Annotated in this window: 19 protein-coding genes; all 19 read right to left on the reverse strand. The window is 33.2% G+C overall.

The window, feature by feature from the left end; all coding sequences use genetic code 11:
- Window position 1 precedes the first annotated feature (1 nt).
- The 19 genes from glmS to P8V03_RS03180 all read right to left on the reverse strand — a co-directional run bounded on the left by glmS (window position 2) and on the right by P8V03_RS03180 (window position 11967).
- Window positions 2-412, reverse strand: coding sequence for a methylaspartate mutase subunit S (gene glmS, locus P8V03_RS03090; protein ID WP_261671172.1), 411 nt, complete (start codon window positions 410-412; stop codon window positions 2-4).
- Between the two features lie 18 nt (window positions 413-430).
- Window positions 431-1441, reverse strand: coding sequence for a GntR family transcriptional regulator (locus P8V03_RS03095; RefSeq protein WP_318796751.1), 1011 nt, complete (start codon window positions 1439-1441; stop codon window positions 431-433).
- A 298-nt stretch (window positions 1442-1739) separates the two neighbouring features.
- Complete coding sequence (gene cwlD / locus P8V03_RS03100) at window positions 1740-2462, reverse strand: N-acetylmuramoyl-L-alanine amidase CwlD (RefSeq protein WP_318796752.1); 723 nt, start codon at window positions 2460-2462, stop codon at window positions 1740-1742.
- A 115-nt stretch (window positions 2463-2577) separates the two neighbouring features.
- Window positions 2578-2970 carry a 30S ribosomal protein S9 gene (gene rpsI, locus P8V03_RS03105; RefSeq protein ID WP_261671175.1) on the reverse strand — a complete coding sequence of 131 codons (393 nt, stop codon included), beginning with the start codon at window positions 2968-2970 and terminating at the stop codon, window positions 2578-2580.
- Window positions 2971-2995: 25 nt separating this feature from the next.
- On the reverse strand, window positions 2996-3430 hold the full coding sequence (rplM, locus tag P8V03_RS03110) for a 50S ribosomal protein L13 (protein WP_261671176.1): 435 nt from the start codon (window positions 3428-3430) through the stop codon (window positions 2996-2998).
- Window positions 3431-3580: 150 nt separating this feature from the next.
- Window positions 3581-4315 carry a tRNA pseudouridine(38-40) synthase TruA gene (truA, locus tag P8V03_RS03115; protein WP_318796753.1) on the reverse strand — a complete coding sequence of 245 codons (735 nt, stop codon included), beginning with the start codon at window positions 4313-4315 and terminating at the stop codon, window positions 3581-3583.
- A complete protein-coding gene (locus P8V03_RS03120; RefSeq protein ID WP_318796754.1) occupies window positions 4315-5121 on the reverse strand; it encodes an energy-coupling factor transporter transmembrane component T family protein in 807 nt (268 codons plus the stop codon). The genes truA and P8V03_RS03120 overlap by 1 nt, the downstream gene beginning before the upstream one ends.
- A gap of 12 nt (window positions 5122-5133) precedes the next feature.
- On the reverse strand, window positions 5134-5988 hold the full coding sequence (locus P8V03_RS03125) for an energy-coupling factor transporter ATPase (protein ID WP_318796755.1): 855 nt from the start codon (window positions 5986-5988) through the stop codon (window positions 5134-5136).
- Window positions 5973-6818: an energy-coupling factor transporter ATPase gene (locus tag P8V03_RS03130; protein WP_318796756.1), complete on the reverse strand. Its 846-nt coding sequence runs from the start codon at window positions 6816-6818 to the stop codon at window positions 5973-5975. The genes P8V03_RS03125 and P8V03_RS03130 overlap by 16 nt, the downstream gene beginning before the upstream one ends.
- Before the next feature lie 93 nt (window positions 6819-6911).
- A complete protein-coding gene (gene rplQ / locus P8V03_RS03135; RefSeq protein WP_261671181.1) occupies window positions 6912-7253 on the reverse strand; it encodes a 50S ribosomal protein L17 in 342 nt (113 codons plus the stop codon).
- A 53-nt stretch (window positions 7254-7306) separates the two neighbouring features.
- Complete coding sequence (locus tag P8V03_RS03140) at window positions 7307-8254, reverse strand: DNA-directed RNA polymerase subunit alpha (protein WP_261671182.1); 948 nt, start codon at window positions 8252-8254, stop codon at window positions 7307-7309.
- A 62-nt stretch (window positions 8255-8316) separates the two neighbouring features.
- Window positions 8317-8937, reverse strand: a complete 621-nt coding sequence (gene rpsD, locus P8V03_RS03145) for a 30S ribosomal protein S4 (protein ID WP_261671183.1) — start codon at window positions 8935-8937, stop codon at window positions 8317-8319.
- 20 nt (window positions 8938-8957) lie between these two features.
- On the reverse strand, window positions 8958-9356 hold the full coding sequence (gene rpsK, locus P8V03_RS03150) for a 30S ribosomal protein S11 (protein ID WP_261671184.1): 399 nt from the start codon (window positions 9354-9356) through the stop codon (window positions 8958-8960).
- 20 nt (window positions 9357-9376) lie between these two features.
- Window positions 9377-9748, reverse strand: coding sequence for a 30S ribosomal protein S13 (gene rpsM / locus P8V03_RS03155; RefSeq protein WP_261671185.1), 372 nt, complete (start codon window positions 9746-9748; stop codon window positions 9377-9379).
- A 166-nt stretch (window positions 9749-9914) separates the two neighbouring features.
- Window positions 9915-10028, reverse strand: coding sequence for a 50S ribosomal protein L36 (rpmJ, locus tag P8V03_RS03160; protein WP_003448032.1), 114 nt, complete (start codon window positions 10026-10028; stop codon window positions 9915-9917).
- Window positions 10029-10043: 15 nt separating this feature from the next.
- A complete protein-coding gene (infA, locus tag P8V03_RS03165) occupies window positions 10044-10262 on the reverse strand; it encodes a translation initiation factor IF-1 (protein ID WP_261671186.1) in 219 nt (72 codons plus the stop codon).
- Between the two features lie 7 nt (window positions 10263-10269).
- Entirely contained in the window at window positions 10270-10563 is a 294-nt protein-coding gene (locus P8V03_RS03170) for a KOW domain-containing RNA-binding protein (protein ID WP_318796757.1), read from the reverse strand.
- 5 nt (window positions 10564-10568) lie between these two features.
- On the reverse strand, window positions 10569-11318 hold the full coding sequence (gene map, locus P8V03_RS03175; protein ID WP_318796758.1) for a type I methionyl aminopeptidase: 750 nt from the start codon (window positions 11316-11318) through the stop codon (window positions 10569-10571).
- Window position 11319: 1 nt separating this feature from the next.
- Window positions 11320-11967: an adenylate kinase gene (locus P8V03_RS03180; protein WP_318796759.1), complete on the reverse strand. Its 648-nt coding sequence runs from the start codon at window positions 11965-11967 to the stop codon at window positions 11320-11322.
- Between the last annotated feature and the right edge of the window lie 13 nt (window positions 11968-11980).

The following is an 11980-nucleotide window of genomic DNA, read 5'->3' on the forward strand; positions in this document are numbered from 1 at the left end:
ATTAACCTTCTATTTTCAAATCAACCTTTAAATCCTCTATTGTAATTTCTGGTGATGTTCCAGGTGCGTATACTCTGTTAAATCCCATCTCCTTGAACTTTTGGTGAACATCTTCCCATTTTTGTTTTCCTACAACTAAGTTTCCTCCTACATACATGAGAATTCCCTTAAGTCCGGCCTCATCACACTTTTCTCTTAATCCTCTACAATCTATTTCTCCATGTCCATATAATGAAGATACTAATATTGCATCTGCATTAGTTTCTATTGCTGCATTTATAAAATCTTCTTGTGGAGAAAGAACTCCTATATTAACAACATTAAATCCTGCCTGCGTAAAAGAATGTTCCAATATCTTATTCCCAACAGCGTGGCAGTCTGAACCGATTACACCTATAACTAAAGTTTTCATTATGAAACCCCCTGAAAATTACTTTTGATATTTTAATTCTATGATTTTTGACTTTAGAGCTTTTACTGAGCTGTCATCAAGGCTATATAAAAATCTCATTATTTCCTTATCACCTTTAATATTTTCCTTTACATCGTTGTATCTACCAGGTGACACTATTATTACATCAGAGTTATTTATAACTTTTACCAACTCACTTTTTTCACTAGTATTTGTATATTGAATATTTATATTGCCAAGTCCAGCTTTTTCTAGAGCACCTCTAGCTTTAAACATAAATTCTTGTGACATACACACAAATGCAAATCTAGTACTCTCTGGATACCTAGCAATTTTAACTATAGTTTCTAAATCTACATTGATAGCTACACCAATTACCTCCTTCTTAAAAGGCTTGGTTAACTCTACAACTTCGTTAACATGATTAAATGTAGCTATTATAACTTGAGATTTTTCTACAAGTTCTTTTGTTTTTTTATCTATGATTCTTATATCATCTAAGGTCAACGGAATTACACTCATATTTGTGCTATCCGTTAACTGCTTACTAAACATTCTTGATTGTTCAATATTACATTCAACATATAGTGCCGTTATTTTACTCATTAATTCTTTCTTTTCTTTTACTCTTTGAGTGACTATTTCTAAAAATTCATCTACATCCATTCCTATTTCAAGAGCTTCTTCTAGTCCAAGATCAACAAACTTAATTATCTTCTCTTTTATATTTTGAGCTTTCCATGGGTTTGCCTCTTCTGCTACAAAAGTTCCTCTTCCCTGGTAAGATTTTAAAACTCCCTCTTGCTCTAGTTCATTATAAGCTGTACTAATTGTATTTCTGCTTACTTTTAACTTTTCAGATAACTCTCTCTCAGTTGGCATTTTATTTCCAACCTTTAAGAACCCATTCTTTATTAAGTCCATGATTTGTTTTTTTACTTGCAAGTAAAGCGGAACGCCGCTCTCTTTATTTATTCTAATCTCTATAATAATCACCCCAAAGTTTATTGGATTAATGGACCAATCCATTTTATAATTTTATGATAGCACAGTATAGAATGGACATCAATAATTTTCTAACAAAATTCAAATTTAAGAAAATTTTGTTATGAATTCACATATGGTTATTACTTATTCTGTATATATTAATAATTATTCATAGTTTATATTTCAGCTATTGGCACTGAAAACATTTAACTATTGGACTTTTATAAATCCATTCCTTAATATGGCACTAATAAATATTCATTTTTTAAAAATTTAGTCATGAATAAAAAAGCAATAAAAGCTGCATTTTTTTACTGTAATATGCAGCTTTTATTGCTTTTTATCCACCATAGTATGTATTTAAAGATTTTACTATAGATTCAGCTATTATATTTTGATACTCATCAGTGGTAAGCTTCTGCTCCTCACCAGGATTAGATAAAAATCCACATTCAATTAATATACTAGGCATATCATCATTAACCCTCAAGACTTTATAGGAGTCTAATGCCGGCTTCTCTTGTCTATTATTATTTATATCTAAGTCTTTTTTAAAGTTTTCTTGGACTATTCTAGCAAGTCTTTGGCTATCCTTATTTCTGGAGTACCACACCTGTGCTCCGTAATATCTAGTCTCAGGAAATGCGTTTAAATGTATACTAATAAACATATCACAGTTAGAATCCTTTTTAATTTTAACTCTGTTATTCAAGTCTTCTAACTTCTTTTTTCTTATTCTACCTTCGTCTTCGTATAATCCTCTATCGTCCTCTCTAGTCATTACTACTTTATAACCTTGTTTTTCTAGCTTATCCCTAAGCCTAGTGCTAATTTTTAGATTAATATCTTTTTCCAAAATGCCACTTTTTATTCCAGAGGCTCCTCCATCTACACCACCGTGTCCCGGATCTATAAGTATAACCCTATCTTCTTCACTATTTATAAAATGGAACTTGTTTTTAGTTGTAGGCGTAGAATATTTTATGTTTGCATATAATACAGAAGTCATACCCAAGAAAATTACAAGTGTTATTAATATCAATTTTCTATTTCTATAGTTCAACCCATCCTCCTCCTTAATGATAACTTCCTATATATTTTATGCTTAATATGTGCTATTTAATTAATAATAATTTAATATAAAATAAAAAAAAGAGAGGTTATTACCTCTCTTTTCATTATCTCTTTGAGAATTGTGGAGCTCTTCTAGCTTTCTTAAGACCGTATTTCTTTCTTTCCTTCATTCTTGGATCTCTTGTTAAGAAACCAGCTTTCTTAAGTTCTGGCTTTAAGCTTTCATCTGCTTTTAAAAGAGCTCTTGATATACCGTGTCTTATAGCTCCTGCCTGACCAGTATATCCACCACCATGAACATTTACTAAAACGTCGAATTTCTCTTTAGTTTCAGTTAAAACTAATGGTTGGTTAACTATTACTCTTAAAGTTTCCAATCCAAAAAAGTTCTCTATATCTCTCTTATTTATTATTACTCTACCTTCTCCAGGTACAAGTCTTACTCTCGCAACAGATTTCTTTCTTCTTCCTGTTCCAAAATATTGCACTTTAGCCATTTTTTCTCCTCCTTCCAGCTTCCAATTAATATCTTAATTCTAATACTTCTGGTTTTTGAGCTTCATTATTGTGCTCAGCACCTCTGTATACTTTTAGCTTCTTAAGCATTTGTCTTCCTAATACTCCCTTTGGAAGCATTCTTCTAACAGCTTCACTGAATACAAACTCAGGCTTCTTTGCTATAGCTTCTCTATATGGAGTCTCTTTTAATCCACCTGGATATAATGAGTGGTGTCTTAACATTTTTTGATCTAATTTCTTACCAGTTAAAACAACCTTTTCTGCATTAATTATTATAACAAAATCTCCAGTATCTACGTGTGGTGTAAATGTAGGTTTGTTCTTTCCTCTTAAAATTGAAGCAACTTGACTTGCTACTCTTCCTAATGGCTTTCCAGCAGCATCAACAACATACCATTTTCTTTCAACTTCTTGTGTTTTTGCTATGTATGATTTCATCATTTTCCCTCCCTGAATTCTTCTATACAAAATACGTTTCTATATATAAAGATCCGGGGCTAGTGGATCTTTTATACTTTAGATACAAACACATAATATTATAATACAATCTGCCTGGCGTGTCAATATAATTCATTATATAAATAACTTCTAATAAAATACTTCTTCTAGACACAGTCCGCTAGCAGGGACAGATTTTCCGGCTTTAGTTCTATCCTTAGATTTAAGTATTTCTACTAAATACTTTGGCTCAAATCTACCTACTCCTACCTCTAGCAAGGTACCGACCATTATTCTTACCATGTTATATAAAAACCCATCACCTACAATAGTAAATTTAATAACATTCTCATCTTCTACTATGTTAACTTGACTTATTGTTCTAACAGAAGTTTTTACACTACTTCCACTTTTTTTAAAAGCAGAAAAATCATGTGTTCCTATAAAGTTCTTCGCTGCTTCTTTCATTTTATCTATATCTAAATCTCGGTGAAAATAATAGACATAGTTTCTTCCGATAGCAGGCCTTTGTTTTGCCAACATGACAGTATAAACATATCTCTTGCCTGTACTATCATACCTTGCATGAAAATCTAAATCAACTTCTTCAGATTTTATTATAACAATATCATCTGGTAAAAAACTATTTAAGGCTTTCTTAAATCTTTCAGAAGGAACTTTACTCTCAGTAAGAAAGTTACATACAAATCCTTTTGCATGAACTCCAGCATCAGTTCTACTAGAACCTATTACTTCAGAAAATACCCCTGTCACTCTTTCTACTGCCTCTTCAATTTTTTGCTGAATTGTAATTTCCTTGTTCTGTTTTTGCCATCCAGCATAATTAGATCCATCATACTCTATTACTAATTTTATATTTCTCATTATACCCACATCCTGCTCAATATAGATATAAACACTAAGCATAGCATAGCAGTAGATGCTATAAGATCCCTGCTAGTTAACTTTAATTGCTTCATTCTAGTTCTTCCTTCTCCCCCTCTATAACATCTTGCTTCCATAGCCATGGCTAATTCATCAGCTCTTCTAAAGGAACTAATAAAAAGTGGAACTAGTATAGGAATTAAGTTTTTAGCTCTTTGAATAAGGTTTCCAGATTCAAAATCTGCTCCTCTTGCCATTTGAGCTTTCATAATTTTATCAGTTTCATCCATTAAAGTTGGTATAAATCTAAGGGCAATAGTCATCATCATTGCTAATTCGTGAGCAGGTACTCCTACCTTTTTTAACGGATTTAAAAGCTTTTCAATTCCGTCGGTTAATTCAATTGGTGATGTGGTTAAAGTAAGCAAGGAGGTTCCTATTATTAAAAATACTAGTCTTAGAATCATGAATGCAGCTAAAATTAATCCCTCTTTATATATAGTTATAAACCTCCAGTGAAATAACGGAGGATTTGCTCCTTCTGTCATAAGTAGATTTAATATTGCAGTGATAAGTACTAGTATTAATATGGGCTTAAGTCCTTTATAAATATACCTAAATTGCACCTTGGAAATAACTATTACAACAAAGGTAAATAAAGTTATAAATATATAACCTTTAAAACTATTTACAATAAATAAATCAATTATATATATTAAAGATATTAAAATTTTAACTCTTGGATCTAATTTATGTACAAACGAATCACCTGGAACATATTGACCTATGGTAATATCTTTAATCATTTGCTAGCTCTCCTAACCTTTATTTAGTATTTTGAGTATTTCCAGTTTAGCCTGTTCCACAGTAAATATATCTTCAGGTATACTCATTCCTAAATTTTTAAGTCTTCTTACAAGATAGGTTACCTGTGGCACTGCAAGACCTACACTTTCTAATGTATCTATTTCCCTAAATACCTTAGCTGGTGGCCCATCTAGTATACACTGTCCTTTATGCATAACTAATATTCTATCAGCTAGTTTTGCTACGTCTTCCATACTATGTGAAACAAGAATTATAGTCATTTTATACTCATTATGCAGCTTCTTTATCTGTCCTAAAATATCATCTCTTCCTTTAGGATCCAGTCCTGCAGTAGGCTCATCTAATATTAAAACCTTTGGCTCCATAGCCACAACTCCAGCAATTGCTACTCTTCTCTTCTGACCACCACTTAATTCAAAAGGGGACTTGTCTTTATAACTCTCATAGTCTAAACCAACCATATTCATGGCTCTTTTTACTCTTTTATTTATCTCATCATCACTTAGCCCCAAATTTTTAGGACCGAAAGCAATGTCTTTTTCTATAGTTTCTTCAAATAATTGATATTCGGGATACTGAAAAACTAGACCTACCTTCTTTCTAATGGAACTTAGGTTAATCTTTTTTTCAGTAATATCTACATCTTCTATTATTATCTTGCCTGAATTAGGTTTTAAAAGACCATTTATGTGTTGGATAAGCGTAGACTTTCCTGAACCAGTATGACCGATTAAGGCAATAAATTCACCTGTATTAATATTGATAGTTACATTATCAAGTGCCTTTTTTTCAAAGGGAGAGCCTTTCATATATATATGAGTTAAATTCTCTATTTTAATCGACATAATTCATCCACCATCTCATCTATTGTTAATATATCTTTTCTTATATCAATTCCACTATTTTTAAGCTCATAAGCTAATTCTGTCATTTGAGGGACATCTAGTCCTATCTTTTGCATTTTACTTACATTTGGAAAAACAGACTTAGGATTGCCTTCCATTATAATCTTTCCTTCATCCATAACAATTATTCTATCTGCTTCAACAGCCTCTTCCATATAATGAGTAATTAATACTATAGTTATGCCATGTTTGCCATTAAGCTCTTTTATAGAACTTATAACTTCTTTTCTACCTGACGGATCAAGCATAGCAGTAGATTCATCAAATATTATGCACTCTGGTCTCATTGCTAATACTCCAGCTATAGCTACCCTTTGTTTCTGGCCTCCAGACAACAAATGAGGGGCATGCCTCCTGTAGTCCTGCATATTTACGCTTTTTAATGACTCATCAACTCTTTGTTTAATCTCAGTAGGCTCAACTCCTAAGTTTTCTGGACCAAAAGCTACATCTTCTTCAACTATAGTAGCAACAATTTGATTATCTGGATTCTGAAATACCATACCAGCTTTGTTTCTTATATCCCAGATATTTCTTTCATCTGATGTATCAAGTTTATCTACGTATACTTTTCCATCGTATGGAACCAGCAGTGCGTTCATATGCTTAGCTATAGTAGATTTACCCGATCCGTTTCTACCTAATATTACAAGAAATTCCCCTTTATTTACCTGTAGATTAACGCCATTTAAAGCTAATTTCCCATCATCTTTATCACTAGAAGCATATCTATAAATAACACCATTACACTCTATCATCTTATCCTCCATGGGAACACCTCTCAAACTTAATGAAGCATTAAAGAAACTTTTATAAATTATAGCAAAACGGGGATTAAGTTAGTTTACTTAATCCCCTGTATATTATACTAACTCTAGTATAACTAATTCAGCTCCGTCGCCTCTTCTTGGACCTACTTTATACATTCTAGTATATCCACCATTTCTTTCAGCATACTTAGGAGCTACATTATCAAATAAGTTTCTTACAACTTCCTCTTCTGTTACGAAAGAAAGCACCTGTCTTCTAGCATGAAGATCTCCTCTTTTTGCAAGAGTGATCATTTTCTCAGCTAAATTTTTAGTTTCCTTTGCTCTAGTCTCTGTTGTTTCGATTTTTCCATGCTTTAAGAAACTAGTAACAAGGTTTCTAAGCATTGCTCTTCTTTGGTCAGTTGGACGACCTAATTTACGATATCCTGCCATCTCTATACCTCCTTACCTTGACTTTTCTCTGAGTATATAAATATAATCCGATTTTACTCTTCGCTTTGCTTTAGAGACAATCCTAATGCCTCAAGCTTTTGCTCAACTTCTTCTAAGGACTTCTTACCAAGGTTTCTAACCTTCATCATATCATCCATTGTTCTTTCAGTTAATTCCTGCACTGTATTTATACCAGCTCTTTTTAAGCAGTTATAGCTTCTAACAGATAAGTCAAGTTCCTCAATTGTCATTTCTAGAACTTTTTCTTTCTTATCTTCTTCTTTTTCTACCATTATTTCTACATTGTTTGCATGATCTGTTAAAGTCATGAACAATTTGAAATGCTCAATTAGAATCTTTGCTGATAAACTTATAGCCTCATCTGGCATTATTGTACCATTAGTCCATACTTCAAGAGATAGCTTATCGTAGTCAGTAATCTGACCTACTCTTGTATTCTCTACAATAAAGTTAACTCTCTTAATAGGAGTATATATTGAGTCTACAGGAATAGTACCTATAGGCATATCTTCAGATTTGTTTTTAGTTTGGGAAACGTAACCTCTACCTCTATTAACTAAAATCTCCATATATAACTTCCCGTCATCATCAAGAGTCGCAATATGTAAGTCTTTGTTAATTATCTCTACATCTCCATCAGCTTTTATGTCTCCAGCAGTAACTTCACCTGGTCCTTGGGCATCTATAACGATAGTCTTAGAACCGTCTCCACTCATTTTTAAAGCTAGGCCTTTAATATTTAGAATTAACTCAGCAACATCTTCTTTTACTCCACGAACAGTTGAAAACTCATGAAGTACTCCATCAATTCTGATGTGGTTAGCGGCAACTCCTGGCAATGAGGAAAGAAGAATTCTTCTTAAAGCATTGCCTAGAGTAATACCATAACCTCTTTCTAATGGCTCTACAACAAATTTACCATAGGTGCCATCTTCACTTACTTCAACACATTCTATTTTTGGCTTTTCTATCTCTAACATGAATATAACCCTCCTTCTATTTATCTAATAATGTATTTTGAGGGCAACTGATTCTATATTAATTACTTACTATATAACTCAACTATTAATGTTTCGTTAACAGGAATATCTATATCTTCTCTTGAAGGCTCTCTTGTAACCTTTCCTTCAAACTCCGCAGTGCTTCCCTCTAACCAAGCTGGTACAGTCTTTGGATTCTCAGCGAAAACCTTGAACTTCTCTGATGCTCTACTCTTTTCACGAACAGTTATAACATCATTAGCTGATACTTGATATGAAGGAATATCTACTTTCTTTCCGTTAACTAAGAAATGTCCATGTGTTACTAGCTGTCTTGATTCACTTCTAGATCCACCAAAACCTAATCTGTAAACTACATTATCAAGTCTTAATTCAAGAAGCTTTAGTAGGTTTTCACCTGCTATTCCTCTCATTCTTTCAGCTCTTTCATAAGTCTTTCTAAATTGTCCTTCTAACAATCCGTACATCTTCTTAGCCTTTTGCTTTTCTCTTAATTGTAATCCATAGTTGGATAACTTCTTTCTACCCTGTCCGTGCTGTCCTGGCGCATAACCTCTTCTTGAGAATGAGCACTTATCTGTATAACATCTATCTCCCTTAAGGAATAGTTTTAAACCTTCTCTTCTGCAAATTCTACATGCAGGTCCAGTATATCTTGCCATATAAATTACACCTCCTACTACTAAACTCTTCTTCTTTTTGGTGGTCTACATCCGTTGTGTGGTATTGGAGTAACGTCCTTTATTAAAGTAACTTCTAAACCAGCAGCTTGTAATGATCTTATCGCTGCTTCTCTACCAGCTCCTGGTCCTTTTACGTAAACTTCAACACTCTTTAATCCATGTTCCATTGCTGCTTTTGATGCAGTTTCAGCTGCCATCTGTGCTGCAAATGGAGTGCTCTTTCTTGAACCTCTAAATCCTAAACCGCCTGCGCTAGCCCATGATAAAGCATTTCCAACAGCATCAGTAATTGTAACTATTGAGTTGTTGAAAGTTGATTTTATATGTGCACAACCGTGCTCAATATTTTTTCTCTCTTTTTTTCTTCTTGTCTTTTTACCTCTTGCTCCAGCTGCCATCATTTTCCCTCCTTATACTATTATTTCTTCTTCTTACCTGCTATTGTCTTCTTAGGACCTTTTCTCGTTCTAGCATTAGTTTTAGTCTTTTGTCCTCTTACTGGTAGACCTCTTCTGTGTCTAATTCCTCTATAACAACCAATTTCTATTAATCTCTTTATGTTAAGAGCGATTTCTCTTCTTAAGTCACCCTCAACCTTTATATTCTTGTTAACATAATCTCTTAATGTATTTACTTCATCTTCAGTTAAATCTCTAACTCTTGTTTCAGGATTAACTCCAGTCTCTTTAAGAATCTTTTGAGAAGTTGGTAATCCTATTCCATATATATAAGTTAGACCTATTTCAACTCTTTTTTCTTTTGGTAGGTCAATACCTGCTATTCTTGCCATTAAAATTTACACCTCCTGAGTATCTAATTGGTATGGAATAAATTACATGTATTAATTTTAAATTTATATAAAGTTTTAGGTTAATAGACATTATTTATCTATTACAGCCGCACCTAAAACGTTACTAACTTAAACTAAACAATAATCATTTTATTTAACTAGTTAATTAGCCTTGTTTTTGCTTATGCTTAGGATTTTCACAGATAACCATTACTCTTCCTTTTCTTCTAATGATCTTGCATTTTTCACAAATAGGCTTAACTGATGGTCTCACTTTCATAGCTAACCCTCCTTATTACTTTGCTCTCCAGGTTATTCTTCCACGAGTTAAATCGTATGGAGAAAGTTCTACTGTAACTTTATCACCTGGTAGAATTTTTATGAAATTCATTCTTAATTTACCTGATATGTGTGCTAGTATTTTATGTCCGCTTTCCAACTCTACTTCAAACATTGCGTTAGGTAATGCTTCAAGAACAGTACCCTGCATTTCAATAACGTCATCTTTTGACATAAGGTAATCAAACCTCCTTATTATTGTCGTAAGACTGCAAAATTTCCCTTATCATTGCATCAGTAACTTGTTTGCCTGATAATAATAAGTTTTTTATTTCATCAGCCATTACGCTAGTGAAACCTAGATGCTTTACTTTTTTCTTCTTCTGTCTATTTACAGTCCTGAGTACTCCATCAGCAACATGGACATACTCCTTATTTAATACACCTAGTATTATAAAAAACTTATCTTTATCTCTTCCTGCTTTTGAGTAAACTATTCTTCCTAAATAGTTATTACTGTCTAACAATATATTCACCTCTGCTAAACTAAGGTAAGTATTTCGGGACCATCATCCAAGATAGCGACAGTATTTTCATAATGAGCTGACAAACTTCCGTCTTCAGTTATAACTGTCCAATCATTAGATTCCACTCTTACATGATAATTTCCTATGTTAACCATAGGCTCTATTGCTAAAACCATGCCCCTACATAATTTCGGACCTCTTCCAGGTCTTCCAAAGTTAGGTACCTCAGGATCTTCATGCATATCCTTTCCTATACCATGGCCTACATAATCTCTGACAAGAGAGTATCCAAAACTCTCAGCGTATTTTTGAATCTCGGCAGAAATATCAGTTAGCTTATTACCAATAACTGCTTTTTTCACCCCTCTAAAGAAACTTTCTTTAGTTACATCAATTAATTGCTGAGCTTTGTCAGAAATCTTTCCAACTGCAAAAGTTCGTGCTGCATCTCCGTGATAACCATTGAGTACGGCTCCACAATCAATACTAATTATATCGCCTTCTTGTAAAATTACTTTATTAGATGGAATTCCATGAACTACTTCTTTGTTAACAGAAGCACATATCGAAGCGGGAAAACCGTAATATCCCTTGAAGGACGGTTTTGCTCCTTGCTTTGTAATATACTCCTCTGCAATTATATCCAATTCTGCAGTCGTTATTCCAGGTCTTATTACCTCTTCAAGTCTTAACAGGGTATTAGCAACAATTTTTCCAGCTTCCCTCATATACTCAATTTCTTTATCATTCTTAATTATAATCATTTTAAACCGCTCCCAAAACATTAGAAATATCTTGGAAAACTTCCTTAATATCTCCTGTTCCATCTACACGAGAGAGTTTATTCTGATTATCAAAATACTGAATTAGCGGTTGAGTTTGATTATCGTAAACATCTAATCTTTCTTTAACTGTTTCTTCAGTATCATCCTTTCTCTGTATCAAGCTGCTACCACAAGCATCACACTTGCCTTCATTTTTTGAAGGATTAAACTTAATATGATAACTAGCTCCACAAGTAGGACAAACTCTTCTTCCTGTCATTCTTTCTAATATAAATTCTCTAGGAACGTCTATTAGAAGAGCAGTGTCAATTTTTTGTCCATTGGAATTTAAGAATGAGTCTAGGGCTTCAGCCTGTTTTGTTGTTCTTGGAAAGCCATCTAATAAGAATCCAATCTTACAATCATCCATACTCAATCTATCTTCAACTATACGTATAGTAACATCATCAGGCACCAATTGTCCGTTATCCATATAACCTTTAGCCTCAATTCCAAGAGGAGTTTTTTCTGAAATGTTTTTTCTGAAAATATCTCCTGTTGATATGTGAGGTATTGAGTATTCATCACTAATCAATTTAGCCTGTGTTCCTTTTCCAGCTCCTGGAGGACCTAGTAAAATTATTTTCACCTACATCATCTCC

The organism is Clostridium tanneri (assembly GCF_033659955.1).
GTDB classification, from domain to species: domain Bacteria; phylum Bacillota; class Clostridia; order Clostridiales; family Clostridiaceae; genus Clostridium_AM; species Clostridium_AM tanneri.